Genomic DNA, 25742 nt, shown 5'->3' on the forward strand with positions numbered 1-25742 from the left:
CGGCCGCGGCGGCGCGCTCGGCCAGCGCCTGTGCCAGGGCGCGCACGCTGCGTGCGCGTGGCGGCACGGCGGCCAGCAGGGCCTCTGCATGCCCGGGCAGCAGGCGGTATTCGTCGGTGCGGGCACGCTGGGCCAGGCCCGGCCAGCCCTCGGCCTCGCGCAAGGCCGGCGGCAAGGCCGGCAGCATCACTTCGCCCAGGCGGCGCTGGTAGTAGCGCGCGGCAAAGGCGGCCAGCCCGATCCAGTCGGGCTGCAGCGGCGGCATCCATTCCAGGCGCTGCGCCACCGGGCGTAGCCGGTCGGCGGGCACATCGGAGCTGTCGGCGTACGCCACCGCCACGCCGACCATGCTGCGGCGACCGAACGGCACCACCACCAGGTCACCCGGGGCGACCTCGGGCGTGGCGAGATAGTCGAAGCAGTCGTCGGCGGGGGTGTCCAGCGCGACCCGGATGACTGACTGCGCGGCGGCGGTCGGCATCACGGCGCCCATCGCCGTGCTGTCCTCGACCACCGGAAGCGCGCCGCTAGCTGGCGCCATGCGGCCCTTCCTGGTGCACCGCAGTTGCGCAACCTTTGTGCAACGGGCGCCTGGCGCAATAAGAGTGGAAATCTAGTGTGCGGCGCAACATCAACTTAAAGTAAAACTTCAAATGTGGCCCTAAGTCGATGATAGATGACTGGTTTTCCACTAATTCCACCGCCCCTGTGGATAACTTTGTTGAAAAGTCGCACTGGCTGGCCGGGAAGCCCCGCGAAACAAGGGATCCACCGGCATCGGGCCTTCCTTTGCAATTCTTCCAAATCCTTAAAAATCAAGGGCTTGCAAACATCCCCCGGATAGGTTAGGGAATAACCCTGTTCCGCACTGCGGCAAACCTATCGGTGTGCATAAGTCAAGTACCGCCAGTCAAGTCCGAGCACCTTTTTGGCGAATGCTGGCAAAAAAGTTAACTTGACAGGGTCCGGCGGCGCGGCTCCCGCAGCACTGGGTACGCTGGGGCGCCGGTGCGCTGCAGCGCAGGGCACCGCAGCAGCAGCCAGGCCGGCCGCATACTGTCATCGTCACTTCTGCCCGGCGCGCAGCTTGCGGCTGTGGCGATGCACTTCATCCACCAGCACCGAGACGTTATCCGGCGGCGTGAACTGCGAGATGCCGTGGCCAAGGTTGAATACGTGGCCATCACTGCCCCCGGCGGCGGCATAGCTGTCCAGCACGCCGCGCACCTGCTCGCGGATCGCGGCCTCAGGGGCGAACAGCACGGTCGGGTCGATATTGCCCTGCAGCGCCACGCGCCCGCCGGTGCGGCGGCGCGCTTCGGCCAGGTTGACGGTCCAGTCCAACCCGATCGCGTCGGCGCCGGTGTCAGCCAGCGCCTCGAGCCACAGGCCGCCGCCTTTGGTAAAGACGATCGCGGGCACCTGTTGGCCATCGTGCTCGCGCTTCAGGCCGGCCAGCACCCGGCGCATATAGGCCAGCGAGAACGCCTGGTACATGCCGTCGGCAAGCGCCCCGCCCCAGGTGTCGAAAATCATCACGGCCTGCGCGCCGGCTTCGATCTGGGCATTCAGGTATTCGGTCACCGCCTGGGCGTTGATCTCGAGAATGCGGTGCATCAGGTCCGGGCGGCCGTACATCATCGCCTTGACCGTGCGGAAGTCGTCCGAGCCGCCGCCTTCGACCATGTAGCAGGCCAGCGTCCAGGGGCTGCCGGAAAATCCGATCAGCGGCACGCGCTGGCGGCCGTCCTGGACCAGTGCGCGGCGGATTTCGCTTACCGCGTCAAAGACATACTGCAGCGACGCCATGTCCGGCACGGCCAGTTTCTGCACGTCGGCTTCGGTGCGCAGCGGATGGGCAAAGCGCGGGCCCTCGCCCTGCGCGAACGACAGGCCCAGGCCCATCGCGTCGGGCACGGTCAGGATGTCGGAAAAGAGAATCGCCGCGTCCAGCGGATAGCGGTCCAGCGGCTGCAGTGTCACTTCCGTGGCGTAGGCCGGGTTCTTGGCCAGCCCGAGGAAGCTGCCGGCGCGGGCGCGCGTGGCGTTGTACTCGGGCAGGTAGCGGCCCGCCTGGCGCATCAGCCACAGCGGCGTGTATTCGGTCGGCTGGCGGCGCAGCGCGCGCAGGAAGGTATCGTTCTGCAGTGCGGTCATGGTCATCCTCGTAAGACCGCCATTCTAAGGGATGGCCGCGGCTGGATGCCGCTCAGACGTCGTCGATCATCCCGGTGAAGGCCGCTGCGGCACGCCGCATCCATTCGCGCGCGCGTTCGGCATCGGGCTGCAGCCGTGCGAAGCCGTGGGTCATGCCACTGGCCTCGATGGTGACCACCAGGGCGTCGTGGCGCACCAGGAAGTCGGCATAGGCCAGGCCGTCGTCGCGCAGCACGTCGTGCGCGGCCACCATCAGCACGGTGGCGGGCGGGCGCACCAGCGGCGCGGCCATCAGGTGCACGCGGTGGTCGGGGTGGGCGGTGCCCTCCGCCAGGGCCTCGGCGCCGATGAACTGGGTCCAGAACCAGGCCATCTCGTCACGCGTCAGGCCGGGACCGTCGGCAAAGGCGCGGTAGCTTTCGGTGCTGAGCACCGGTGCCGTCACCGGATAGATCAGCAGTTGCGCATCGACCTGCACCGCGCCGCCGCCGTTGAGCTGCTGCGCTGCCTGCGCCGCCAGGTGGCCGCCGGCGCTGTCGCCCGCCACGGCCAGGAAATCGGTCGCCAGCCCGAGTGCCTGACGTTCACCGGCGAACCACTGCACTGCCTCGGAGGCATCGTCGCAGGGAGCCGGGAACGCGTGCTCGGGTGCGAGGCGGTAGTCGACGCTGGCCACCGCGCAGCCCGTGTCGGCCGCAAGCAACGCTGCAACCGTATGGTGCGTCTGCGGCGAGCCGATCACCCAGCCGCCACCGTGGAAGTAGACCACCAGCCGCGGCGCGGTCTCGCCGGCCGGGCGGAACAGCCTGGCGCCCAGCGAGCGGCCGGAGAGCGCAAGCTCCAGGTCCTGCACCGTGATGCCTGCCGGATCCGGCAACAGCGACGCCGCCGCGATCTCGGCAAAGCGGGCCCGCTGCGCGGGAATGTCGGCAGGCGCGGGCGCATTGGCATAGCGCTCCGCCAGGCGGCGGTAATAGGCAAGCAGTTGCGGATCGATGGCCATGGTTGGCGACTGATGGGAAAGCGGAAAAAGAAAGGGTGCCGGGGCGGGAATCAGTCCAGCCCGAGCTGGCGCGTCAGCTCGACCTTGCTGCAGCAATCCTGCACCGCCAGCAGGCCGGCATCGGCAGCGCGGCGCACGGCGTGGTCGTTGACGATGCCCAGCTGCAGCCAGACACCCTGTGCGCCAATGGCGATGGCCTCATCGACCACGCCCGGCGTTTCCTCGGCACGGCGGAAGATGTCGACCCACGCGATGGGGCTGCCTGCTGCCGCGGCAGCGTCGGCGGCTTCGCGCAGCGTGGCGTGGCAGGTCTCGCCCAGAATGCGTTCGCCGGCATGACGCGGATTGACCGGCACGATCCGGAAGCCATGGTCCTGCAGGAATTCCGCAACCTCATGACTGGGACGCTCCGGGCGGTCGGACAGGCCGACCACGGCCACGGTCTTCATCGCCAGCATGGCTTGTATGGCTTGCTGCATCTCAGGGCGCATCGCGTCTCCGGGTGGACAAGGGCGGGCCCGCGGACATGCAAAAACGCAACGCGAAGGCCACAGACGTCCTGAATCGTAACCGGAATTGTCACGCAGGGATTGGTGGGGGAGCGAACATGGAAATCGCGTCATCAAAGATAATACAACGACACGTTTCTGCGGCTAACGTGACGTGAACGCGTGAAAATATGCCGAACACGCCAGATCCCGGCGCCTCTGGCTTTCAACTTCTTGCAAAACGATACATTTTGTTACTGCCATGCCGGGGAGTTTCCCCCACAATACATTGACACACCCGGTGTCCGGCGTGTGGCGCCCCAGTAAATAAGGCTGTGCAGACTTAAAGGGGCGTGGTGAAGAAAGCCTTTTGAAGCAGTAACCCGATTTTCCGATCCAGCAGATCGCCGCTGGACCGGAGCACCAGGCAGACCGTTGCAGCGCGTGGCCTTTGCGGCCTCTGGTCGGATATTGGATATCCGTTGCGCCTTGATTGTCGACCTGGACCGAACCCGTTCCTTCGAATTGACCCCTCGAAGGGATTTTCCCGTCCGCGCGGAGCCTCCCCGGCCCGCGCGCTTTTTTTTGTCCAGGCGGGATAAAAGCATATCGCCACGCCCAAGAAAAAGGCAGCCATGCGGCTGCCTTTTTTCATTGTCGCGCCAGAAAAACAACAGCGCGACAAGCCACTAATTGCTTACTTCTTACGACGCAGGCGGGCGATGGCAGCCAGTTGGGCAGCCGCCACGGCGAGCTCGCTCTGAGCGCGTGCCAGATCCAGATCGCTGCTCTGGTTCTGCATCAGCTCTTCGGCAGCACGCTTGGCTTCCTGCGCCTTGGCTTCGTCCAGGTCGCCACCGCGGATAGCGGTGTCGGCCAGCACGGTGACGTGCTTGGGCTGGACTTCGAGAATGCCGCCGGCAACGAACACGAACTCTTCGCTGCCGTCTTCCTTCTCGATCCGCACCGCACCCGGCTGGATGCGCGTGATCAGCGGCGTGTGGCCCGGCAGAATGCCCAGTTCACCCGACTCGCCCGGCAGCGCCACGAACTTCGCCTGGCCGGAGAAGATCGACGCTTCCGCGCTGACGACGTCTACAAGAATGGTTGCCATATCAGATCCTTTCTCCAATCGCTTTGCTCAGGCGGCCGGACACGCAGGGGTGGCCGGCCATCACTCCCACCGCCAGGCGGGAGTGATGAGCAAGGCTTACTGGAGCTTCTTGGCCTTTTCGAAGGCTTCGTCGATCGAGCCGACCATGTAGAACGCCTGCTCGGGCAGGTGATCGCACTCGCCGTCCACCAGCATCTTGAAGCCGCGGATGGTTTCCTTCAGCGGCACGTACTTGCCCGGCGAACCCGTGAACACTTCCGCCACGTGGAACGGCTGCGACAGGAAACGCTGGATCTTACGAGCGCGGTTCACTGCCAGCTTGTCTTCCGGCGACAGTTCGTCCATGCCCAGAATCGCGATGATGTCGCGCAGTTCCTTGTAGCGCTGCAGGGTCTGCTGAACGCGGCGGGCCACTTCGTAGTGTTCCGTGCCGACAACCTGCGGGTCCAGCTGGCGCGAGGTCGAGTCCAGCGGATCCACTGCGGGGTAGATACCCAGTGCAGCGATGTCACGCGACAGCACCACGGTCGAGTCCAGGTGCAGGAAGGTGGTTGCCGGCGACGGGTCGGTCAAGTCATCCGCAGGCACGTACACGGCCTGGATCGACGTGATCGAGCCAGTCTTGGTCGACGTAATACGTTCCTGCAGCTTGCCCATTTCTTCTGCCAGCGTCGGCTGGTAGCCCACGGCGGAAGGCATACGGCCCAGCAGTGCGGACACTTCGGTACCGGCCAGCGTGTAGCGGTAGATGTTGTCCACGAAGAACAGGATGTCACGGCCTTCGTCACGGAAGCGCTCGGCCATGGTCAGGCCGGTCAGCGCCACGCGCAGACGGTTGCCCGGCGGCTCGTTCATCTGGCCGAACACCATGGCCACCTTGTCGAGCACGTTCGAGTCCTTCATTTCGTGGTAGAAGTCGTTCCCTTCACGGGTACGCTCGCCCACGCCGGCGAACACCGACAGACCGCTGTGCTGCTTGGCGATGTTGTTGATGAGCTCCATCATGTTGACGGTCTTGCCCACGCCGGCGCCACCGAACAGGCCCACCTTGCCGCCCTTTGCGAACGGGCAGACCAGGTCGATCACCTTGATGCCGGTTTCCAGCAGGTCAACCGACGGCGACAGTTCGTCGAACTTCGGGGCCTTCTGGTGAATCGCGCGCAGCTCGTCCGAGGCGATCGGGCCGGCTTCGTCGATCGGGCGACCCAGCACGTCCATGATGCGGCCCAGCGTGCCGTGACCGACCGGCACCGAAATCGGGGCGCCGGTGCTCTTCACTTCCATACCGCGGCGCAGACCGTCCGACGAGCCCAGGGCAATGGTACGCACCACGCCGTCACCGAGCTGTTGCTGGACTTCGAAGGTCAGGCCCTTTTCGGCGAACGAGGCGTCGCCGGAGTCTTCCAGCACGAGCGCGTCGTACACCTTCGGCATTGCGTCACGGGGGAACTCGATGTCCACCACGGCGCCAATACACTGCACAATATTTCCGATACTCATTTCGTATCTCCGATAGCTTGAATTCGTGACGCCTTAGACCGCAGCTGCGCCGCTGACGATTTCCGACAGTTCCTTGGTAATCGCGGCCTGACGGGTCTTGTTGTAGACCAGTTGCAGTTCGCCGATCACGTTTTTGGCGTTGTCGGACGCAGCCTTCATGGCCACCATGCGCGCCGATTGCTCGGACGCCATGTTCTCGGCCACGGCCTGGTACACCAGCGCCTCGACGTAGCGGACGAGCAGCTCTTCCACTACGGTCTGGGCGTCGGGCTCGTAGATGTAATCCCACGAGTAGGCGCGCTTCTCTTCTTCGGTCTGAACCAGCTTGTCGGCGGCGAGCGGCAGCAGCTGCTCGACCATCGGTTCCTGCTTCATCGTATTGATGAACTTGGTGTACGCCAGGTACACCGCGTCGACCTCACCATTGGTGAAGGCATCGAGCTGGACCTTGATCGCGCCGATCAGCTTTTCCAGATGCGGGGTGTCACCGAGGTGCACCACGTGCGAGATCACCTTGGCACCGACGCGGCCCAGGAACTGCATGCCCTTGGTGCCGATGGCGGTGGCTTGCACGTCCACGCCGCGGCCCTGCAGGGTCTTCAGTTCATTGGTGACGGCGCGCAACACGTTCGTGTTCAGGCCGCCACACAGCCCCTTGTCGGTCGTGACCACGATCATGCCGACGCGCTTGACTTCGCGTTCCTGCATGAACGGGTGCTTGAACTCGGGGTTGGCCGTAGCCAGGTGCGCCGCAATGTTGCGCACCTTCTCGGCGTAGGGACGGGCACTGCGCATCCGCTCCTGCGCCTTGCGCATCTTGGACGCGGCGACCATCTCCATCGCCTTGGTGATCTTGCGCGTGTTCTGCACGCTCTTGATCTTGGTTCGAATCTCTTTCGTTCCGGCCATATCTTCCTCTCCATCCGAACCAGCGCCGCGCCGGCGTGAGCCAGGCGCGGCGGCGGTGTCGTGGAATCACGCGGTTAGAACGCGGCGGACTTCTTGAAATCCTCGACAGCGGCACGCAGGGCGGCTTCATCTTCCTTCGAGAGCTGCTTGGTCTCTTCGATGCGGTTGATGAGATCGGCGTACTTGGTCTTCAGATGGTCGTGCAGGCCCTTCTCGAACGGCAGAATGTCCTTCACTTCCACGTTGTCGAGGAAGCCGTTGTTGGCGGCGAACAGCGACGCGGCCAGCTGCCACACTTGCAGCGGCTGGTATTGCGGCTGCTTGAGCAGTTCGGTCACGCGGCGGCCGCGTTCGAGCTGCTTGCGGGTGGCATCGTCCAGGTCCGAGGCGAACTGCGCGAACGCAGCCAGCTCACGATACTGGGCCAGGTCGGTACGGATACCGCCGGACAGGTTCTTCACCACCTTGGTCTGGGCTGCACCACCGACGCGCGACACCGAGATACCGGCGTTGATAGCGGGGCGGATACCAGCGTTGAACAGGTCGGTTTCCAGGAAGATCTGGCCATCCGTGATCGAGATCACGTTGGTCGGAACGAACGCGGACACGTCGCCGGCCTGCGTTTCGATCACCGGCAGCGCGGTCAGCGAACCGGTCTTGCCCTTGACGGCGCCGTTGGTGAACTTCTCGACGTAGTCGGCGTTCACGCGGGCAGCACGCTCCAGCAGGCGCGAGTGCAGGTAGAACACGTCGCCCGGGTAGGCTTCGCGGCCCGGCGGGCGGCGCAGCAGCAGCGACACCTGGCGGTAGGCCCAGGCTTGCTTGGTCAGGTCGTCATAGACGATCAGCGCGTCTTCGCCGCGGTCGCGGAAGTACTCGCCCATGGTGCAGCCGGCGTACGGTGCCAGGTACTGCATGGCGGCCGAGTCCGAAGCGGCGGCGGCCACGACGACGGTGTATTCCATCGCGCCGTGCTCTTCCAGCTTGCGCACCACGTTGGCGATCGTCGAAGCCTTCTGGCCGACTGCCACGTAGACGCAGAAGACGCCCTTGCCCTTCTGGTTGATGATGGCGTCGACAGCGACGGCGGTCTTGCCGGTCTGGCGGTCGCCAATGATCAGCTCACGCTGGCCACGGCCGATCGGCACCATCGCGTCGATCGACTTCAGGCCGGTCTGCACCGGCTGGCTCACCGACTGACGCGCGATCACGCCCGGGGCGACCTTCTCGATCACGTCCGTTTCCTTGGCGTTGATCGGGCCCTTGCCGTCGATCGGCTGGCCCAGCGTGTTCACCACGCGGCCCAGCAGTTCCTTGCCCACCGGCACTTCCAGAATGCGGCCGGTGCACTTGACCGTGTCGCCTTCGGAAATATGTTCGTACTCACCCAGCACCACGGCGCCGACCGAGTCGCGCTCGAGGTTCAGCGCGAGGCCGAAGGTGTTGCCGGGGAATTCCAGCATCTCGCCCTGCATCACGCCGGACAGGCCATGCACGCGGCAGATGCCATCGGTCACGGAGATCACCGTGCCGGTATTGCGCACTTCAGCTTCAGCGCCAAGGCCCGAGATGCGGGACTTGATCAGCTCGCTGATTTCTGAGGGGTTCAGTTGCATCACAATGCTCCTAATTCTTCAATCCGTCGGCCGGTGCGGTCAGGCGGTCAGCGTGGCTTGCATGGCAGCCAGGCGCGAACGCACGGAGGTGTCGAGCACTTCGTCGCCGACCTTGACGCTCACGCCGCCGATCAGGGACGGGTCCACCGCCACCTGCGCGTACAGCTTGCGGCCGAACTTGCGTTCGAGTGCAGCGACCAGGTCGTTCAACTGCGAACCTTCCAGCGGGAATGCGCTGGTGATCTCGACATCCGACGACCCTTCGCGGGCGTTCTTGAGCACATGGAACTGCTCGGCGATTTCCGGCATCACCGTCAGGCGGCCGTTATCCACCAGCAGCTTGACGAAGCGGCGAGCCTCGTCATTCAGCGGGGACTTCAGCACCGACAGGAACAGTTCGGCCAGCTTGTCGCCGGGAACGTTCGGATCGCCGGCTACCGCCTTCATGTCGGGATTGGCAGCAACCTGCCCCATCTCCGACACCAGCTCGGACCATGCACCCAGGTTGCCTGCGCTCGATTCGCTGGCGACGCGGAACAGCGCCTCAGCGTAGGGACGGGCAATGGTTGCGGTTTCAGCCATGATTAGAGCTCAGCCTTGAGTTGATTGAGCAGGTCGGTGTGGACCTGCGCGTTCACTTCACGCTTGAGGATCTGCTCGGCACCCTTGACGGCCAGCACGGCAACCTGGTCACGCAGTGCTTCGCGTGCGCGGGTAACCTGCTGTTCTGCTTCGGCCTTGGCCTGGGCAATGATGCGTGCGGCTTCTGCCTGGGCGTTTTGCTTGATCTCGTCTGCCGTCAGCTGGGCGCGCTTCTCGGCGTCAGCGACGCGTTGTGCACCCTCGGTGCGGGCTTCGGCCATAGCCTGGTCCACACGCTTGTTGGCGAGTTCGAGCTCGGCCTTGCCCTTCTCGGCAGCGGCGAGGCCATCGGCGATCTTCTTTGCGCGTTCGTCGAGCGCCTTCACCAGCGGCGGCCAAATGAATTTGGCAACAACCCACCACAGGATGAAGAACACGACCATCTGCGCAAAAAACGTTGCGTTCAGATTCATGGTGTGTTCCTTTCGGTAATCAAACTACAGATAAATGCACAAAAGGCGGCCAGGCTGGTGGCCCGCGCCGCCCGTCAGCATCATGCAGACCGAAAAGAATTACTTGATGACAGCCAGCAGCGGGTTGGCGAAGGCGAACAGCATTGCAACGCCCACGCCGATCAGGAATGCCGCGTCGATCAGGCCAGCCAGCAGGAACATCTTGGTTTGCAGCGGGTTCATCAGCTCGGGCTGACGTGCGCAGGCTTCGATGTACTTGCCACCCATCAGGGCGATACCCAGGCAGGCGCCGATAGCGCCCAGGCCGATGATGATGCCGATACCGATGGCGGTCAGACCCTGGATGTTGGCGAGAAATTCTTGCATGACGACTCCTTTAATTTAGAGAGACTTAGAACCAAAAAACCAAAAAACCAAAAAACCGAAAATCAGTGGTGATCGTGAGCCTGGCCGATGTACACCAGCGTCAGCATCATGAAGATGAAGGCCTGGAGCAGGACGATCAGGATGTGGAAGATCGCCCATACCGCGCCGGCCAGCACGTGGCCGACAAAGCCCAGCGCGGACAGGTCGGCGCCGAACGTCCAGATCGAACCCAGCAGCGCGATCAGCAGGAACACGAGTTCGCCGGCGTACATGTTGCCGAACAATCGCATGCCGAGCGAAACGGCCTTGGCCAGGAATTCGATCAGGTTCAGGACCAGGTTGAACGGGGCCAGATACCACTTGGCGCCGAACGGGGCCGAGAACAGTTCGTGCATGAAGCCGCCCGTGCCCTTGATCTTGAAGCTGTAGTAGATCATCAGCACCAGCACCGAGCACGACATGCCCAGCGTGCCGTTCAGGTCGGCCGTGGCCACTGCACGGTGGTGGGGGATGTGCAGGTGGAAGATGCCGAGGACTTGATTCAGGCCGTTGACCCAGTCCACCGGGATCAGGTCGATCGCGTTCATCATGGTGATCCAGCAGAACACCATCAGCGCCAGCGGCGCGATCCACGAACGGTCGCCGTGGATGATGCCCTTGGCCTGGTCATCGACCATCTCGACGATCATCTCGACGAAGGCCTGGAAGCGGCCCGGCACGCCGGCGGTGACGCGGCGCGCGGCGGCGTACAGGAACAGCACGGCGATGGCGCCGCACAGCACGGACCAGAACACCGTGTCGTAGTTGATCACGGAGAAATCGACCACCGACGCTTGCTTGCCGCCGACCGAGTTCAAGTTCTGCAAGTGTTCGGCGATATAGCCGGAGGGTGTCAGCGCGTGTTCGGCGCCTTGGGTAGCATCAGACATGTCGATACGAACGGTATATTGCGAAATCTTCAGGCCGCGCGCCGCCACTGTCTGGCCAACGCCCGGTACGCAACTTGCATTGCCTTCGGCGGATTCGCCGGTCACCGCAATGCAAGCGGGGTCCAACCTTGGCCGTGTCCGGTGTCACCACTGTGAAACCGGCACGGCAAATCTTGATATTCCGTCTTGGTGCCCCATTTCCGGATGAGGCACCGCCTTCGTGCGGCTGGCCTAGCGGATCACCAGAGCCACCACCAAATATGTCTTTAGCGCCAGCAGGAACGTGACCAGCATCGGCACCCAACGCAGATCCCGGTACAGCACCACCACCAGCACCAGCAGAGCCGCCGTGCCAAAGACCTTGATCGCCTCGCCCAGGACCAGTCCGCCGACCGAAGCCCGGTCGCGCGCCAGCCACAGGCGGAACGCGAAGAACCCGCTCGGCACGAAGCACACCATGCCGCCGAACAGCGCCGACCAGCCATACGGGCCGGCCTCTTTCGCGAACAGCGCCCAGCACAGTGCCGACAGCAGGGTGACCATCACCTGCGCCAGGACAACCTTGCCCGGGGTCATGCGCGAAGGGCGCAACGCGCGCTCACCAAACAGCGTCACCGCCTCGGCGTGCGACAGCGGATCGACAGCCTCTTCCTCACGGTCTGCGCCTTCTTTCCAGTCGTCCCAGTCATCTTCCTGACGGGACCCGGCGCCTCGCTGCTGACGGTCTTGAACCACTACTGCTCGCCTTATTCCAGGCCGGAACTTTTCGGCCCGACCAGAATTCAAACCGCACGATTTTAAGGGGAACTACTGATTCGCGTCAATCTGCTTACATTTAGCTTGCAGTGTGTTGCGCACAACGGTTGCCATCACGATGCCATGATGGCTTCACAAAAATTGCGCAGCAATAATGTTTGACGTAATTGGATTGCGCAGCGAACCCTGCGCATGATGAGGGATTACCGGGTACGCCGTACGTATACCGGTCCCAGGAACGGACACTGCAGCGTACACGCAACAGTCATCGCCGCAATGGCCGTTAATCGCACCGAATTGCGCACGCAAAGTTACGCGCGCCTTGGCACCCTGCCTCAGGCGACCTTCTGCTTTTCAGTCGATTCGCGCAGCCGCACGAGCACGCCTTCAAGCGCGTCGTTGTCGCTGAAGTGGATGGTGAGCTGGCCCTTGCCGCGCGCGCCCAGCTTGATCTGCACCGCCAGGCCCAGCGCATCGGACAGTTCTTCTTCCAGCCGTGCCACGTCGCGCACGTTGTTGGCGCCCTTCTGCTTGAGCGACTTCAGGTCGAACGGCTTGAGCGTGGATGCCACCAGCTTCTCGGTCTCGCGCACAGACAGCCGCTTGTTCACGATCTGGTTGGCCAGCGTGATCTGGTTGGCGCCGTCCACCGCCAGCAGCGCGCGCGCGTGGCCCATGTCGAGGTCGCCCGCCATCAGCATGGTCTGCACCGGTGCGGCCAGGTTCAGCAGGCGCAGCAGGTTCGACACCGCGCTGCGCGAACGGCCGACCGACTCGGCCGCCTGCTCATGCGTGAAACTGAATTCGCGGATCAGGCGCATGATGCCCTGCGCTTCTTCCAGCGGATTCAGGTCTTCGCGCTGGATGTTCTCGATCAGCGCCATCGCGGCCGCGGCTTCATCGGCCACGTCCTTCACCAGCACCGGCACCTTGTCCAGGCCGGCGAGCTTGGACGCGCGGAAGCGCCGCTCGCCCGCGATGATTTCATAGCGGTCCGGCTCGGCCACGCGGCGCACCAGGATCGGCTGCATCAGGCCCTGCGCGCGGATGCTGGCGGCCAGTTCCTGCAGCGCGCCTTCATCCATGCGCGTGCGCGGCTGGTACTTGCCCGGCTGCAATTGGTTCAGGCGCAGCACGGTGGGCGCACCCTCCTGCTTCACCGATTCAACGATTTCGGCCGGCCCGCCCAGCAACGCTTCAAGGCCGCGGCCCAGGCCCTTTTTCTTTGCAGTGCTCATGCTTGCCCTCTCCTTCAGCCCAGCTGCCTGACGCGCGCGATCATCTCGGCGCCGAAATCCAGGTACGCCTTGGCGCCCTTCGATGACGGATCGAACGCCACGCCCGGCATGCCATAGGACGGTGCCTCGGCCAGCCGCACATTGCGCGGGATCAGGGTCTTGAAGACCTTTTCACCGAAGTGCGATTCCAGCTGCGCCGACACCTGCTGCTGCAGCGTGACGCGCGGATCGAACATGACACGCAGCAGGCCGATCACCTGCAGGTCGCGATTCAGGTTGGCGTGCACCTGCTTGATGGTGTTGACCAGATCCGACAGCCCTTCCAGTGCGAAATACTCGCACTGCATCGGCACGATCACGCCATGCGCGGCGCACAGGCCATTCAGCGTCAGCAGCGACAGCGACGGCGGGCAGTCGATCAGCACGAAATCATATTCGTCATTGACCTCTGCGATGGCCTGCCTGAGGCGGCGCTCGCGCTGGTCCAGCTCGACCAGTTCCACTTCCGCACCGGCCAGTTCGCGGTTGGCGGGCAGCACATCGTACCTGCCGGTCTCGGAACGCTGGCGCGCCTGCTTGATGCTGGCCAGGCCGACCAGCACCTGGTACACGCTGTGCTCCAGCGCCTGCTTGTCGATGCCCGAACCCATCGAGGCATTGCCCTGCGGGTCCAGGTCGACCAGCAGCACGCGCTGGTCCTGCGCGGCCAGGCCGGCGGCGAGGTTCACCGTGGTGGTGGTCTTGCCTACCCCGCCCTTCTGGTTTGCGATCACGAATACCTTGGCCATAAGCTACTGAGGCTCCTGCTTCAATTCATCCGGCCAGCGCGGGGCTGGCAGTTCGCGGCGCTGCACGCAGCGCCGCGGCGTACGTCATGCGTGGGCGCTTGCGCGCCGCGACAGCACCACCAAGTGGCGCTCGGCATCCAGCCCGGGCACGGTGATGCGGGGAACCGCATCGACCTGCCATTGCGCCATCAGCCCGGCAGCTTCCATGCGGTCCAGCTCGGCCTGTGGATAAACCCCCTTCATGGCGATCAGCTTGCCGTGCGGTGCAAGGAGCTGGCCCGCCAGGTTCACGAAATCAGTCAATTCCGCAAACGCGCGCGAGGTGATCACGGCAAAGCCGCTGGCATCGTCGAGCTTCTCCACCGGCCCCCAATGCGCCGCGGCATTGGAGAGCCCGAGTTGCGCACGGCACTGGGTCAGGAAGGCGGTCTTCTTCTGCACGATGTCCACCATCAGCACCGACACGTCGGGACAGGCGATGGCCAGCGGCAGGCCGGGCATGCCGCCGCCCGAGCCCACGTCCAATACCCTGCCCCGCGCCGGCGTGCCTACCTCTGCGGCACGCGCGGCTTCGGCCAGTGCCGGCACGGCGGCGAGCGAGTCCAGCATGTGATGCGTAAGCATCTCATCGGGGTGGCGGATTGCGGTCAGGTTGTAGACGCCGTTCCATTTGCGCAGTAGCGCCAGGTAGGCAAACAAGGTGTCGATCTGGGCCGGCGCCAGCGCCAGTCCGATCTGGGCCAGACCGGCTTCAAGGCGACGGCGCTGCGTGGCGTCGTCGGTCATGGTGTGTCGCGGACCGGGCACTCAAGCAGCCTCTTCAGAGTTGCCCGAAGGCGCGCCCGACTCAGCGCGCGTGCGCCCCAGCCCCTTCTTCTTCAGGTGCACCAGCAGCAGCGAGATCGCGGCCGGCGTCACGCCGGAAATGCGCGAGGCCTGGCCCAGCGTTTCCGGACGATGCTGGTTCAGCTTCTGGCTGACCTCGAAGCCCAGGCCACGCACTTCGGTGTAGTCCAGCCCTTCCGGCAGGCGCGTCGACTCGTTGGCTTCCAGCTTGTCGACCTCCGCCGCCTGGCGGGCGATATAGCCGTGGTACTTGATGCCGATCTCGATCTGCTCGCGGATCTGCTCTGCCAGCATCGGCTCGGCGTCCAACGGCGTTTCCGGGGCATGGCGGCCACCCTGCAGCGCCATCAGTGCCTCATAGCGGACTTCTGGCCGGCGCAGCAGGTCGGCCAGGCTGTACTCGCGCTCGATCGGCTTGCCCAGCAGCGGCACGGCGTCTTCGCCCGGAAGCATCGCGGGGTTCACCCATGTGCTCTTCAGGCGCTCTGTTTCACGTGAAACAGCGTCGCGCTTGCGGTTGAAGGCATCCCAACGCGCATCGTCGACCACGCCCAGTTCACGGCCAACCTCAGTCAGCCGCATATCGGCGTTGTCTTCCCGCAGGCTCAGGCGGAATTCCGCGCGGCTGGTGAACATGCGGTACGGCTCGGTCACACCGCGAGTAATCAGGTCGTCGACCAGCACACCCAGGTAGGCCTGGTCGCGGCGCGGCGTCCACGCATCGCGTTCGCGCACATAGCAGCCAGCATTGATGCCGGCCAGCAGGCCCTGCGCGGCGGCTTCTTCATAGCCGGTGGTGCCATTGATCTGTCCCGCAAAGAACAGGCCGCTGATGGCCTTGCTCTCCAGCGATGCCTTCAGCCCGCGCGGATCGAAGTAGTCATACTCGATCGCATAGCCGGGGCGCAGGATATGCGCGTTCTCCATCCCGCGGATCGAGTGCACGAGTTCCAGCTGCACGTCGAACGGCAAGCTGGTCGAGATCCCATTGGGGTAGAACTCGTTGGTGGTCAGGCCTTCGGGCTCCAGGAAGATCTGGTGGCTTTCCTTGGTGGCAAAGCGATGGATCTTGTCCTCGATGCTGGGGCAGTAGCGCGGCCCTACCCCTTCGATCACGCCGGTGTACATCGGCGAGCGGTCCAGCCCGCCACGAATGATGTCGTGGGTACGGCTGTTGGTATGGGTGATCCAGCACGGCAGCTGTTGCGGGTGCTGCTCCGGACGACCCAGGAAGGAGAACACCGGCACCGGATCCAGGTCGCCGGGCTGCTCTTCCATCACCGAGAAATCGATGGTGCGGCCGTCGATGCGCGGCGGCGTGCCGGTCTTCAGGCGGCCTTGCGGCAGCTTCAGGTCCTTCAGGCGTGCCGACAGTGACACTGCTGCCGGGTCGCCGGCGCGGCCGCCGGTGTAGTTGTCTAGCCCGACGTGGATCTTGCCGTCCAGGAAGGTACCGGCGGTCAGCACCACCGCGCGGGCGCGGAAGGCGATGCCCACCTGGGTCATGGCGCCGACTACGCGATCGCCCTCCACCATCAGGTCGTCCACCGCCTGCTGGAACAGCATCAGGTTCGGCTGGTTCTCCAGCCTTGTACGGATGGCCTTGCGGTACAGCACGCGATCAGCCTGGGCGCGCGTGGCGCGCACCGCAGGGCCCTTGCTCGAGTTCAGGATGCGGAACTGAATGCCGGACTCGTCCGTGGCGGCGGCCATGGCACCGCCCATGGCGTCCACTTCCTTGACCAGGTGCCCCTTGCCGATGCCGCCGATGGACGGGTTGCAGCTCATCTGGCCCAGCGTCTCGATGTTGTGAGTCAGCAGCAGCGTCTGGCAGCCCATACGGGCCGCGGCGAGTGCAGCTTCAGTGCCGGCATGGCCACCGCCGACGACGATGACGTCGAATTCTTTTGGGTAAAGCATGGGACACCTCCTCCGGGAGGCTGGCGGGAAAATACGGGAATGCGAAATTATAGCGGCAATCGACTAGCCGCCTTCCGATGGTAACCATGTTTCACGTGAAACATGGCGTTGGCGATACCCGGCGAGTCGCTCGAAAGCGACGTTATGTTCCACGTGAAACAAAAAGGCCGGGCACATGGCCCGGCCTGATGTTTCACGTGGAACAAGCGCCTCAAAGCTGCGCGCGGATATAGCCCGTAACCTGCTGGGTCAGCTTGTCAAGATCGCGCTGCAAGGTGGCGAACCCGGCATTGCGCTCGCGCGTCACCTCGTCCATATACAGCGGCCGCCGGATTTCGATCTGCAGGCTATTGCGCCGCTCGGCCGGCCGGCCAATCTGCGCGATCAGCTGCACGCCCTTGTACGGGTCGTTGCGAGCCACCGTGTAACCCATGCCGCGCAGTTCCCGTTCGACCAGGTCGACCAGTCCCGGCTCGCAGGTGGTGCCGTCACGGTCGCCCAGCACAAAGTCCGCCAGCGGATGCGGGCTGGCGATCTTGAGCCGCTCGTAGGCGTTGTTGGGCATGGAGTGCAGGTTCAGGTGCCAGAGCGCGCCAAAGCGCTGGTGGGCGCCCTCCACGGCCTCGGCCAGCGCCGCATGGTATGGCCGGTAGTAGCGGTCTATACGGGCCCGCACTTCCGTCACGGACAGGCGGCGGTCATAGATCGGCGTGCTGGCGTCGACCCGGCTCCAGATCAGGCCGAAGCCCAGCCGCGTCTTCGGCCCCGGGGCCAATGCCGTCGGCCAGGTGCCGTCGAGCTGGGCCGGGTCGATGTCGTCGGGCATCCGGTTCGGGTCGATATAGACCCGCGGGAAAGTGGCCGCCAGCAGCGTACCACCTGCTGCGGGCACGGCCTCCCACAAGGCATCGACGTGGGTATCCTCGCCGCCACGCAGGCGCGCGGCCGGGATCGCCGCACCGAAGTCAGCCGGGTACTCGGTACCGCTGTGCGGCGAGTCGCATACCAGCGGCAGCGCCTCCCCTTCCGGCAGGCGTACGATGACCGGCGGCAGTACCGCAGCTTGGTTGATTGCCTCCGCCATGCCTCAGTCCAGCTTGATATCGGCAGCCTTGGCCACGCGGGCGTAGCGCGCCATCGCCTGCTGGATCTGCGCCTTGAACTGCTCCGGCGTAGTCGGCACCAGCGTGCCGCCGGATTCTTCCACCTTGCGCTTGAACTCGGGGTTCTGCATGGCCTTGTGGATCGCCTGGTTCAGCCTGGCGACGATGGCGGGCGGCGTATTCGCAGGCGCGACGATGCCGAACCAACCGCCGTCGCCCATCTCCTTGTAGCCCAGTTCTGCATAGGTGGGTACGTTTGGCAACTGCGGCGAGCGCGTGGCGCCAAGCACCGCCAGCGCGCGCAGGCGGCCCGATTTCACGTGAGGCAGCGCAGAGGCCAGGTTGTCCGAGATTGCATTGACCTGCCCTGCCACCGCGTCATTGAGTCCAAGGCCGGCGCCCTTGTACGGCACATGCAGCAGCTGGATCTTCGCCAGCATCTGGAAGTTCTCAAGATTTACGTGGCCGAGGGTCCCTGTGCCCGGCGAGGCAACTGAATACTTCCCCGGATTGGCCTTGGCTAAGGCAATAAACTCCTGCATGGTTTTCGCCGGCACGCTCGGATGCACCGTGAATACGCTCGGCATCGACACCACGTTGGTGATCGGGGCAAAGTCCTTGATCGGGTCGTACTTCAGCTTCGGGTACACCGCCGGGTTGGAACCATGCGTGCTGACCGTGGCCATGCCGATGGTGTAGCCATCGGGCGCGGCGTTGGCCACCTGCTCCATGCCCAGCGAGCCGCCGGCGCCGCCCTTGTTCTCGACCACGATCGACTGGCCCAGCTCGCGGCCGGCAAACTCTGCCACCAGGCGCGCCGACAGGTCGGTGGAGCCACCCGCCGCGAACGGCACGATCAGACGGATCGGGCGCGTCGGGTAATTGGCTTGCGCGAACGCGTTGCCGGCAAAGGCCAGCGTGGCAGCGGCGGCGGTACCGGACAGCAGCAGCTGGCGGCGGGACATCCTGGCTCGGATCACGGGGATTCTCCTGTTGGTTTTGTGCATGAACCGGACGAGTGTCAGCCGTTTACCGGGCGGGCACAAACGACTATATTGCACGTTTGCATTACCAAAGATCATCCTGCAGCGGCCGCTCCGGCAGCCGTCCCGCCCTTCCTCCCCTCCCCCGCCATGCGGCTGCATTCCCCATCGATGTCTGAATTGCACGCCTTTGCCACCGCGGCGCGGCTGGGCAGCTTCACGCGTGCGGCGGACGAACTGTGCGTGACCCAGGGTGCCATCAGCCGCGCCATCGCGCGGCTGGAAGCGCATTTCGGGCAGCCGCTGCTACAGCGCAATGCCCACCGGCTGGTGCTGACAGATGCCGGCCGGAAATTGCTTGAGGCCGTGGCCGAGCCGCTGGCCACGATCGAGCATGCCAGCGCCACCCTGCGCGCCGGCAACCGCCGGCACCACCTGACGCTGTCCGTCGTGCCCACGCTGGCCAGCGTCTGGCTGGTGCCGCGCCTGCCGGACTTCCATCGCCGCCATCCGGAAATCCGGCTGGACTTCGTCCCGTACCAGCGCGACGAGGACCTCTCCGGCCCCTCCCCCGACGCCGCCATCCTGGCGGGTGAAGCCGGCAAATGGCCCGGCCTGCAGGCCGACTATGTGGTGGGACGTGAATTGGTGCCGGTCTGCCATCCGGACCGCGCCCGGGCACGGCGCGAGGCCGGCCGCTGGCAGTCTCCTGCGGAGCTGCTGGACGAGCCCCTGCTCTACCACACCACCGCACCGGCGAACTGGCAAAACTGGCTGCAGGCCGCCGGCGTACCCAACGCTGCGCCAAGGTTATCCACAGCGTTCGACCAGGTCTCGATCCTGATCCAGGCGGTGCGCGCCGACATCGGCGTCGCCGTGCTGCAGCGTTGCCTGGTGCGCGACGAAATTGCCGCCGGACGCGTAACGGCGCCGTTTGACCTGCCAATTACGCTGCAACGGGGCTATTTCCTGTGTGCGCCGAAGGAACGGCGCGATCATCCGGCGCTGAACTGCTTCCGGGATTGGCTGCTGGAAACCGCAGCGAAGGATACAGGCAGCGGCACCAACACTTTATTCGCCGGATGACTAACATGGAAAAAATTATGCAAAGATACATTCATCCCACAGATAAAATTCCTAAAATTATTATCTGTATGGATGTTATCCGGTAAATTTGATTGCTAAAAATTACCCCAGTAGATATTTGCGTACCTACATCAGCGCACCGATAGCGACATCCGCCCGAAGCGCCTCTGAATTGGGTTATCCCCAAAGTTATTCACACCACCAATAGAAAAGGGCCTGCATCCGCAGACCCTCATTCCTCTGGCGAAAACCGGGCGGGTTAAGCCGCCTTTTTTGCCAATCCAAGATAGGTTTCGATCACCTTCGGATTCGCCGCCAGTTCGTCGGCCAGCCCTTCCATCGCCATATCCCCGGTCTCGATCACATAGCCGTAGTCCGCCACCTGCAGCGCAGCGCGTGCGTTCTGCTCGATCAGCAGCGTGGCCACGCCGGTCTGGCGCAGATTGCTGATGATGTGGAAGATCTCCTTCACGATCAGCGGCGCCAGGCCAAGGCTGGGCTCGTCCAGCATCAGCAGCTGCGGCTTGGCCATCAGCGCGCGGCCCACCGCCAGCATCTGGCGCTCGCCCCCGGAGAGCGTGCCGGCGTCCTGGCGGGCACGCTCGCGCAGGCGTGGGAACAGGTCGTAGACCACGTCCATCTGGTCCAGGTAGTTCTTCTCGCCGGCGCGCTTGCGGCGAAAGGCACCCAGCTGCAGGTTGTCTTCCACCGTCATCGACGCAAACAGCTCGCGCTTCTCCGGCACCAGGCACATGCCGCGCGCAACGCGCCCTTCCACCGGGATGCCGGCCATGTCGTGGCCGAGGTAGTTGACCGAGCCGCTCGACGACCCCGTCACCGGCAGCGCACCCATGACCGCATTGAGCATGGTCGACTTGCCGGCACCGTTGGGGCCGATCACCGTGACGATCTTGCCGGCCTCCACCTTCAGGTTGGCGCCGTGCACCGCTTCCACCTTGCCGTAGCGGACGTGGAGGTCCTTCACTTCGAGAATCAGGCTCATGTCCGGTCCTTACTCCACGCCACCCAGGTAGGCTTCCAGCACTGCGGGGTTCTTCTGCACTTCCTCGGGCACGCCCTCGGCAATGCGCGTGCCGAATTCCATCACCACCAGCCGGTCGGTCAGGTTCATCACGAAATCCATGTCGTGCTCGACCAGCAGCACGCTCATGCCCTCGCCCTTGAGCTTGCGCAGCAGCTCGGCCAGCGCCTGCTTCTCCTTGTAGCGCAGGCCCGCTGCCGGCTCGTCGAGCAGCAGCAGCGCCGGGTCGCAGCAAAGCGCACGCGCGATTTCAAGAATCCGCTGCTGGCCCAGCGCGAGGCTGCCGGCTTCCATGTACATGCAATCGGCCAGGCCCACGCGTTCAAGCTGGCGCTTCGCCTCGAACAGCAGCTTCTCTTCCTCGGCCTTGTTCATGCGCAGGATCGCTGCCGAGACGCCGCCCTGGGCGCGGAAATCACCGCGCAGGTGCGCGCCTATGGCCACGTTCTCCAGCACCGTCATGGTCGGCAGCAGGTGCACATGCTGGAAGGTGCGGCCGATGCCGCGCTTGACGATCTCGCGCGACGGCAGGCCCGAGATCACTTCACCGCGGTAACGCACCTCCCCACGCGTGACCGGCAGCACGCCCGTCACCAGGTTGAAGGTGGTGGACTTGCCCGCGCCATTGGGACCGATCAGCCCGATGATCTCGCCCGCGCGCACCTGGAAGCTGACATCGTTCACCGCCACCAGCCCGCCGAACTCCTTGCGCGCGGCGCGCACATCCAGAATCAGGTCGCCCGCCTCGGGCTTCTGGCGCACGGCCAGGGCCTCAGCCTGCGCCGGCGCCAGCACCGGTGGACCAGAAGGCACCAGACGCCGCAGGAACGGCCAGATGCCATCGCGCGCGTATTGCAGCAGCAATACCAGCAGCACGCCGAAGACGATGATCTCGAAGTTGCCGTTGGCACCGAGCAGCTTGGGCAGCACGCCCTGCAGCACATCCTTCAGGATGGTCAGGATGCCCGCGCCCAGCACCGCGCCCCACACATGGCCCACGCCGCCGACCACGGCCATGAACAGGTACTCGATGCCGTAGTTCAGGCCGAACGGCGTCGGGTTCACCGCGCGCTGCAGGTGCGCGTACAGGAAGCCCGACACGCACGCCAAAACCGCCGCCACCACGAAGATCACCACTTTCATCCATGCGGTGTTCACACCCATGGCCTCGGCCATCACGCCACCGCCCTTGAGCGCGCGGATGGCGCGCCCCGGGCGCGAGTTCAGCAGGTTCTGCATCGCCAGCACGGCCAGCAGCACCACCGCCCAGATCAGGTAGAACATCGAGCGGCCCGACTGCAGCTCGATGCCGAAGAGCGACAGCACCGGGATCCCGTTCAGGCCGTCATACTTGCCCAGGAACTCCAGGTTGCCAAACAGGAAGAACAGCGACAGGCCCCAGGCAATGGTCGCCAGCGGCAGGTAGTGGCCGGACATGCGCATCGTGATCAGCCCGATCACATAGGCCGATGCCATCGTGATCACCAGCCCCACCATCAGCCCGAACCAGGGCGACAGCCCGAACTGCGTGGTCAGGTACGCAGTGCTGTACGCGCCCAGCCCCACGAACGCGGCCTGCCCGAACGAGGTCATGCCGCCCACCCCGGTCAGCAGCACCAGCCCGATCGCCACGATGCTGTACAGGCCGATGTAATTGCCCAGCGTGATCCAGAACTCCGGTGTCGGCAGCGCCGGCAGCAACACCAGCACCACAATGAAAGCCAGCACCAGGACCCGGTTGCGGTTCAGCCGCGCACGGCTGCCTGCCTCGGCACTGGCCACCCGCGCCTGCTTGTCGGTCAGCATGGTCATGGCTTATTCCTCCTCCTCGACATGCTTGCTCGTCAGCGAGCGCCACAGCAGCACCGGAATGATCAGTGTGAAGACGATGACCTCCTTGAACGCGCTGGCCCAGAAGGACGAATAGGATTCAAGCAGGCCCACCAGCAGCGCACCGAGCGCCGCCACGGGGTAGCTCACCAGCCCGCCGACAATGGCGCCGACAAAGCCCTTCAGGCCCACCAGGAAGCCCGACTCGTAGTACACGGTGGTCAGCGGCGCGATCAGGATGCCGCACAGCGCGCCCATCGCCGCGGCCAGCGTGAACGACAGCCGCCCCGCCTGCGTGGTGCCGATACCGACCAGGCGCGCGCCCAGCCGGTTTACCGCGGTCGCGCGCAGCGCCTTGCCCTGCAGCGTGCGCTCGAAATAGAAGTACAGCGCGCCGATCAGCAGCGCCGACACGCCCACGATCCACAGGCTCTGGCCCGAGATGCTGAGCGCCCCCACGTCGAAGCGCGCATCCGAGAACGCATTGGTGCGCGAACCCTCCGCCCCGAACATCACCAGGCCCAGCCCCACCAGCGCAAAGTGCACGCCGACCGAGACGATCAGCAGCACCAGCGTGCTGGCCTCGGCCAGCGGCTGGTAGGCCAGCCGGTACAGCATCGGCCCCAGCGGGATGATGATCAGCAGCGTCAGCGCGATCTGCGCCAGCATCGGCAGCGGCTGCGCGCCATACTGCTGCGCCAGCCAGTGCACCGCGAGCGGGAACACCAGGTATTTGCCTGCCAGCACCGCCAGCCGCTGGCCCAGCGTGCGGCGCAACTCGGCGCTGCGCAGCACCGTGACGGTTTCATAGATGAAGGTCAGCGCCCCCATCGCCAGCAGCAGCCAGCTGGTCTGCGGCGCGTGACCGGCCTGCATCGCCGCCAGCGTCAGCGCGCCGTAGGCAACAAACTCCCCTTGCGGGATGAAGATGACCCGGGTCACCGAGAACACCAGCACCAGGGCCAGTGCCAGCAGCGCGTAGATCGCGCCCGAGGTGATGCCGTCCTGGGCCAGGATGGCAGCGATTGATAAGTCCATTGTCTCCCCGTCTCTTGGAAATACCTGCCTGCATCATATGGGGGCCGACAGGGTGCTGTGTGCTTCGGGATTTACGCAATAGTAAACGGATTGCCTAATGTGGAAATACAGGCAAGCCCTAACGAGAGGTGTGTATGGCGGCGTGAGCGTTTCGCATTGTTGCCATGCGGTTGGTTGTCGCTCTTGGCAGGCGTAGCGTTTCGCGCAAGCGCCCAATGACCGTCAGCGCACTTTGAGCCGGCGCAGCAGCCGTAGGCGTCCAGGCGATGCCGTTTGCAGCAGGCGGCCTACGCCCTGCATGGGGATTGTTCAATAGTGGGTTATCGAAGGCACTATCCCTGACTCACATGGCGTAGCAGGGTCGAACGGGCAACCACGCCAGAACGGCAAGCACCACCGTGCGAACCACCAACACCGTGCAATTTATTGCCAGCCGCATAGGCGACGCGTTCTTTGGTTACTTTCTGTCGCTCGGACAGAAAGTGACTCGCCGGCTAAGCCGGCGAAACAGCAGCACTTGCCAAGGGCGACACCCAACCGCATAGCGCCACGCCGCCCCCCGACCCTCACTTAGTCAACAACTTCCACTTCCCATCAACAATCTGCACCATCACCCGTGCCCTCTGATCAAAGCCAAGGTGGTCGGTAGCACTCATGTTCATGATCCCATGCGAAACCGGCAGATTCTTGGTCTGCTCCATCGCATCCCGCAATGCCTTGCGGAATTCCTTGGTACCCGGCTGGCCCTTCTTCAGCGCCTCAGGGATGGCATGCTGCAGGATCAGCCCCGCATCCCAGGCATGACCGCCGAAGGTCGAGACCTGGCCACCGAAGGCCTTCTCGTAAGAAGTCTTGTAGGACATGGCCGGCTTCTTCACCGGATTGCTGTCCGGCAATTGCTCAGCCACCAGCAGCGGCCCGGCCGGCAGGAACGTGCCTTCGCAATCCTTGCCGCACACGCGCAGGAAGTCGGCATTGGCCACACCGTGGGTCTGGTAAATCTTGCCCTTGAAACCACGCTCCTTGAGCGTCTTGGCCGGCAGCGCCGCGGGCGTACCCGAGCCTGCGATCAGCACGGCGTCGGCATTGGCGCTCATCATCTTCAGCACCTGGCCGGTGACCGAGGTATCGGTACGGGCAAAGCGCTCGTTGGCGACCACCTTGATCTTGCGCAGCTCCGCCACCTTGGCGAACTCCTGCGCCCAGCTGTCGCCATAGGCGTCCGCGAAGCCGATGAAGGCCACCGTCTTCACGTTGTTGTTGGTCATGTGCTCGGCAATGGCGGTCGCCATGTGCGAGTCATTCTGCGGCGTCTTGAAGACCCAGGCGCGCTTGGCATCCATCGGCTCGATGATGCGGGCCGAGGCGGCCATGGTGATCATCGGCGTATCGTTCTCGGCCACCACGTCCACCATCGCCAGCGAGTTCGGCGTCACGGTGGAACCCACCACCACGTCAACCTTGTCTTCGCTGATCAGCTTGCGGGTGTTCTTGACCGCGGTGGTGGTGTCGGAGGCATCGTCCAGCACGATGTACTCGATCTTCTTGCCCGCGATTTCCTTGGGCATCAGCGTGAAGGTGTTCTTCTCCGGAATACCCAGCGATGCCGCCGGACCCGTGGCCGACACCGTCACCCCGACCTTGACCTGTGCCTGGGCTGCACCGGCAACCAGGCTCGCCGCAGCGATTGCCAGCAGGCTGGCGCGCTTGAAATCCATCTTGTCTCCTCGGTTCCTGAAACGGAAAGGCATCCGTCCGGCGTCCACCGGCGGATGCCCTGGTCCACTGAACTGGATGAGGCGCAGCCCAGCGGGTGCGCATTCCATCCGGTTCAGTGGGCCTTGATCGACCCCTCGGGTCAACACAGGCACATCGCCGGCACCTGCGCTACAGCCAGGAACGACGCAAGGCCGCTCCCCAGTTTCCCCGTCCGCACCACTCCCCCGGATCGGCGCGATCCGGCTATTCACCGACC

General features: G+C 64.5%; 23 protein-coding genes and 1 pseudogene. 1 reads left to right on the forward strand and 23 read right to left on the reverse strand.

The features are described 5' to 3' along the window. From C265_RS24185 to C265_RS24275, 19 genes and pseudogenes are all read right to left on the reverse strand, one after another. Positions 1 to 541: pseudogene (locus C265_RS24185) on the reverse strand (primosomal protein N'); the annotation flags it as partial. 524 nt (positions 542 to 1065) lie between these two features. Further along, entirely contained in the window at positions 1066 to 2157 is a 1092-nt protein-coding gene (gene hemE / locus C265_RS24190) for a uroporphyrinogen decarboxylase (protein ID WP_010811259.1), read from the reverse strand. Between the two features lie 52 nt (positions 2158 to 2209). Then, on the reverse strand, positions 2210 to 3160 hold the full coding sequence (locus tag C265_RS24195) for an alpha/beta hydrolase (RefSeq protein ID WP_010811260.1): 951 nt from the start codon (positions 3158 to 3160) through the stop codon (positions 2210 to 2212). Between the two features lie 50 nt (positions 3161 to 3210). Continuing rightward, positions 3211 to 3651 (reverse strand): CoA-binding protein, encoded by a 441-nt coding sequence (locus C265_RS24200; RefSeq protein ID WP_010811261.1) that lies wholly within the window; start codon positions 3649 to 3651, stop codon positions 3211 to 3213. A gap of 694 nt (positions 3652 to 4345) precedes the next feature. Beyond that, complete coding sequence (locus tag C265_RS24205; RefSeq protein ID WP_010811262.1) at positions 4346 to 4762, reverse strand: F0F1 ATP synthase subunit epsilon; 417 nt, start codon at positions 4760 to 4762, stop codon at positions 4346 to 4348. Between the two features lie 96 nt (positions 4763 to 4858). Beyond that, positions 4859 to 6262 (reverse strand): F0F1 ATP synthase subunit beta, encoded by a 1404-nt coding sequence (gene atpD / locus C265_RS24210; protein WP_010811263.1) that lies wholly within the window; start codon positions 6260 to 6262, stop codon positions 4859 to 4861. A gap of 33 nt (positions 6263 to 6295) precedes the next feature. Continuing rightward, on the reverse strand, positions 6296 to 7171 hold the full coding sequence (atpG, locus tag C265_RS24215) for a F0F1 ATP synthase subunit gamma (protein WP_010811264.1): 876 nt from the start codon (positions 7169 to 7171) through the stop codon (positions 6296 to 6298). Positions 7172 to 7245: 74 nt separating this feature from the next. Then, positions 7246 to 8787, reverse strand: a complete 1542-nt coding sequence (gene atpA / locus C265_RS24220) for a F0F1 ATP synthase subunit alpha (RefSeq protein ID WP_010811265.1) — start codon at positions 8785 to 8787, stop codon at positions 7246 to 7248. A gap of 39 nt (positions 8788 to 8826) precedes the next feature. Next, positions 8827 to 9369, reverse strand: coding sequence for a F0F1 ATP synthase subunit delta (locus tag C265_RS24225; RefSeq protein ID WP_010811266.1), 543 nt, complete (start codon positions 9367 to 9369; stop codon positions 8827 to 8829). A gap of 2 nt (positions 9370 to 9371) precedes the next feature. Further along, positions 9372 to 9842: a F0F1 ATP synthase subunit B gene (locus C265_RS24230; RefSeq protein ID WP_010811267.1), complete on the reverse strand. Its 471-nt coding sequence runs from the start codon at positions 9840 to 9842 to the stop codon at positions 9372 to 9374. 99 nt (positions 9843 to 9941) lie between these two features. After that, complete coding sequence (atpE, locus tag C265_RS24235; RefSeq protein WP_010811268.1) at positions 9942 to 10208, reverse strand: F0F1 ATP synthase subunit C; 267 nt, start codon at positions 10206 to 10208, stop codon at positions 9942 to 9944. 62 nt (positions 10209 to 10270) lie between these two features. Continuing rightward, positions 10271 to 11137, reverse strand: coding sequence for a F0F1 ATP synthase subunit A (gene atpB / locus C265_RS24240; RefSeq protein WP_037025280.1), 867 nt, complete (start codon positions 11135 to 11137; stop codon positions 10271 to 10273). A gap of 231 nt (positions 11138 to 11368) precedes the next feature. Beyond that, the gene (locus tag C265_RS24245) at positions 11369 to 11872 is read right to left on the reverse strand and encodes an ATP synthase subunit I (protein ID WP_010811270.1); all 504 of its coding nucleotides are present in this window, start codon (positions 11870 to 11872) and stop codon (positions 11369 to 11371) included. A 356-nt stretch (positions 11873 to 12228) separates the two neighbouring features. Beyond that, complete coding sequence (locus tag C265_RS24250) at positions 12229 to 13131, reverse strand: ParB/RepB/Spo0J family partition protein (RefSeq protein WP_010811271.1); 903 nt, start codon at positions 13129 to 13131, stop codon at positions 12229 to 12231. 14 nt (positions 13132 to 13145) lie between these two features. Then, entirely contained in the window at positions 13146 to 13919 is a 774-nt protein-coding gene (locus C265_RS24255) for a ParA family protein (protein ID WP_010811272.1), read from the reverse strand. 84 nt (positions 13920 to 14003) lie between these two features. Then, positions 14004 to 14705 carry a 16S rRNA (guanine(527)-N(7))-methyltransferase RsmG gene (rsmG, locus tag C265_RS24260; RefSeq protein WP_010811273.1) on the reverse strand — a complete coding sequence of 234 codons (702 nt, stop codon included), beginning with the start codon at positions 14703 to 14705 and terminating at the stop codon, positions 14004 to 14006. A gap of 21 nt (positions 14706 to 14726) precedes the next feature. Continuing rightward, positions 14727 to 16685: a tRNA uridine-5-carboxymethylaminomethyl(34) synthesis enzyme MnmG gene (mnmG, locus tag C265_RS24265; RefSeq protein WP_010811274.1), complete on the reverse strand. Its 1959-nt coding sequence runs from the start codon at positions 16683 to 16685 to the stop codon at positions 14727 to 14729. Between the two features lie 211 nt (positions 16686 to 16896). After that, entirely contained in the window at positions 16897 to 17769 is an 873-nt protein-coding gene (locus tag C265_RS24270; RefSeq protein ID WP_010811275.1) for an N-formylglutamate amidohydrolase, read from the reverse strand. Positions 17770 to 17772: 3 nt separating this feature from the next. Beyond that, complete coding sequence (locus C265_RS24275; protein WP_010811276.1) at positions 17773 to 18753, reverse strand: tripartite tricarboxylate transporter substrate binding protein BugE; 981 nt, start codon at positions 18751 to 18753, stop codon at positions 17773 to 17775. Between the two features lie 168 nt (positions 18754 to 18921). Between C265_RS24275 and C265_RS24280 the strand changes: the two genes are divergently transcribed. After that, positions 18922 to 19857 (forward strand): LysR substrate-binding domain-containing protein, encoded by a 936-nt coding sequence (locus C265_RS24280; RefSeq protein ID WP_037025231.1) that lies wholly within the window; start codon positions 18922 to 18924, stop codon positions 19855 to 19857. A 259-nt stretch (positions 19858 to 20116) separates the two neighbouring features. Here C265_RS24280 and C265_RS24285 read toward each other — a convergent pair whose 3' ends face one another. The 4 genes from C265_RS24285 to C265_RS24300 form a co-directional block, all read right to left on the reverse strand. Then, entirely contained in the window at positions 20117 to 20860 is a 744-nt protein-coding gene (locus C265_RS24285; RefSeq protein ID WP_010811278.1) for an ABC transporter ATP-binding protein, read from the reverse strand. Between the two features lie 9 nt (positions 20861 to 20869). Further along, positions 20870 to 22711 (reverse strand): ATP-binding cassette domain-containing protein, encoded by a 1842-nt coding sequence (locus tag C265_RS24290; protein WP_010811279.1) that lies wholly within the window; start codon positions 22709 to 22711, stop codon positions 20870 to 20872. A 3-nt stretch (positions 22712 to 22714) separates the two neighbouring features. Further along, the gene (locus C265_RS24295; RefSeq protein WP_010811280.1) at positions 22715 to 23767 is read right to left on the reverse strand and encodes a branched-chain amino acid ABC transporter permease; all 1053 of its coding nucleotides are present in this window, start codon (positions 23765 to 23767) and stop codon (positions 22715 to 22717) included. A 566-nt stretch (positions 23768 to 24333) separates the two neighbouring features. Then, a complete protein-coding gene (locus tag C265_RS24300; protein ID WP_010811281.1) occupies positions 24334 to 25485 on the reverse strand; it encodes an ABC transporter substrate-binding protein in 1152 nt (383 codons plus the stop codon). Positions 25486 to 25742: the final 257 nt, after the last annotated feature.

This window comes from Cupriavidus sp. GA3-3 (assembly GCF_000389805.1).
Lineage (GTDB): Bacteria > Pseudomonadota > Gammaproteobacteria > Burkholderiales > Burkholderiaceae > Cupriavidus > Cupriavidus necator_D.

Excerpts from the sequence above, each read along its gene's own strand:
- hemE (WP_010811259.1), bottom strand. The coding sequence starts at position 2,157 with ATGACCGCACTGCAGAACGATACCTTCCTGCGCGCGCTGCGCCGCCAG.
- C265_RS24195 (WP_010811260.1), bottom strand. The coding sequence starts at position 3,160 with ATGGCCATCGATCCGCAACTGCTTGCCTATTACCGCCGCCTGGCGGAG.
- C265_RS24200 (WP_010811261.1), bottom strand. The coding sequence starts at position 3,651 with ATGCGCCCTGAGATGCAGCAAGCCATACAAGCCATGCTGGCGATGAAG.
- C265_RS24205 (WP_010811262.1), bottom strand. The coding sequence starts at position 4,762 with ATGGCAACCATTCTTGTAGACGTCGTCAGCGCGGAAGCGTCGATCTTC.
- atpD (WP_010811263.1), bottom strand. The coding sequence starts at position 6,262 with ATGAGTATCGGAAATATTGTGCAGTGTATTGGCGCCGTGGTGGACATC.
- atpG (WP_010811264.1), bottom strand. The coding sequence starts at position 7,171 with ATGGCCGGAACGAAAGAGATTCGAACCAAGATCAAGAGCGTGCAGAAC.
- atpA (WP_010811265.1), bottom strand. The coding sequence starts at position 8,787 with ATGCAACTGAACCCCTCAGAAATCAGCGAGCTGATCAAGTCCCGCATC.
- C265_RS24225 (WP_010811266.1), bottom strand. The coding sequence starts at position 9,369 with ATGGCTGAAACCGCAACCATTGCCCGTCCCTACGCTGAGGCGCTGTTC.
- C265_RS24230 (WP_010811267.1), bottom strand. The coding sequence starts at position 9,842 with ATGAATCTGAACGCAACGTTTTTTGCGCAGATGGTCGTGTTCTTCATC.
- atpE (WP_010811268.1), bottom strand. The coding sequence starts at position 10,208 with ATGCAAGAATTTCTCGCCAACATCCAGGGTCTGACCGCCATCGGTATC.
- atpB (WP_037025280.1), bottom strand. The coding sequence starts at position 11,137 with ATGTCTGATGCTACCCAAGGCGCCGAACACGCGCTGACACCCTCCGGC.
- C265_RS24250 (WP_010811271.1), bottom strand. The coding sequence starts at position 13,131 with ATGAGCACTGCAAAGAAAAAGGGCCTGGGCCGCGGCCTTGAAGCGTTG.
- C265_RS24255 (WP_010811272.1), bottom strand. The coding sequence starts at position 13,919 with ATGGCCAAGGTATTCGTGATCGCAAACCAGAAGGGCGGGGTAGGCAAG.
- rsmG (WP_010811273.1), bottom strand. The coding sequence starts at position 14,705 with ATGACCGACGACGCCACGCAGCGCCGTCGCCTTGAAGCCGGTCTGGCC.
- mnmG (WP_010811274.1), bottom strand. The coding sequence starts at position 16,685 with ATGCTTTACCCAAAAGAATTCGACGTCATCGTCGTCGGCGGTGGCCAT.
- C265_RS24270 (WP_010811275.1), bottom strand. The coding sequence starts at position 17,769 with ATGGCGGAGGCAATCAACCAAGCTGCGGTACTGCCGCCGGTCATCGTA.
- C265_RS24275 (WP_010811276.1), bottom strand. The coding sequence starts at position 18,753 with ATGTCCCGCCGCCAGCTGCTGCTGTCCGGTACCGCCGCCGCTGCCACG.
- C265_RS24280 (WP_037025231.1), top strand. The coding sequence starts at position 18,922 with ATGCGGCTGCATTCCCCATCGATGTCTGAATTGCACGCCTTTGCCACC.
- C265_RS24285 (WP_010811278.1), bottom strand. The coding sequence starts at position 20,860 with ATGAGCCTGATTCTCGAAGTGAAGGACCTCCACGTCCGCTACGGCAAG.
- C265_RS24290 (WP_010811279.1), bottom strand. The coding sequence starts at position 22,711 with ATGACCATGCTGACCGACAAGCAGGCGCGGGTGGCCAGTGCCGAGGCA.
- C265_RS24295 (WP_010811280.1), bottom strand. The coding sequence starts at position 23,767 with ATGGACTTATCAATCGCTGCCATCCTGGCCCAGGACGGCATCACCTCG.
- C265_RS24300 (WP_010811281.1), bottom strand. The coding sequence starts at position 25,485 with ATGGATTTCAAGCGCGCCAGCCTGCTGGCAATCGCTGCGGCGAGCCTG.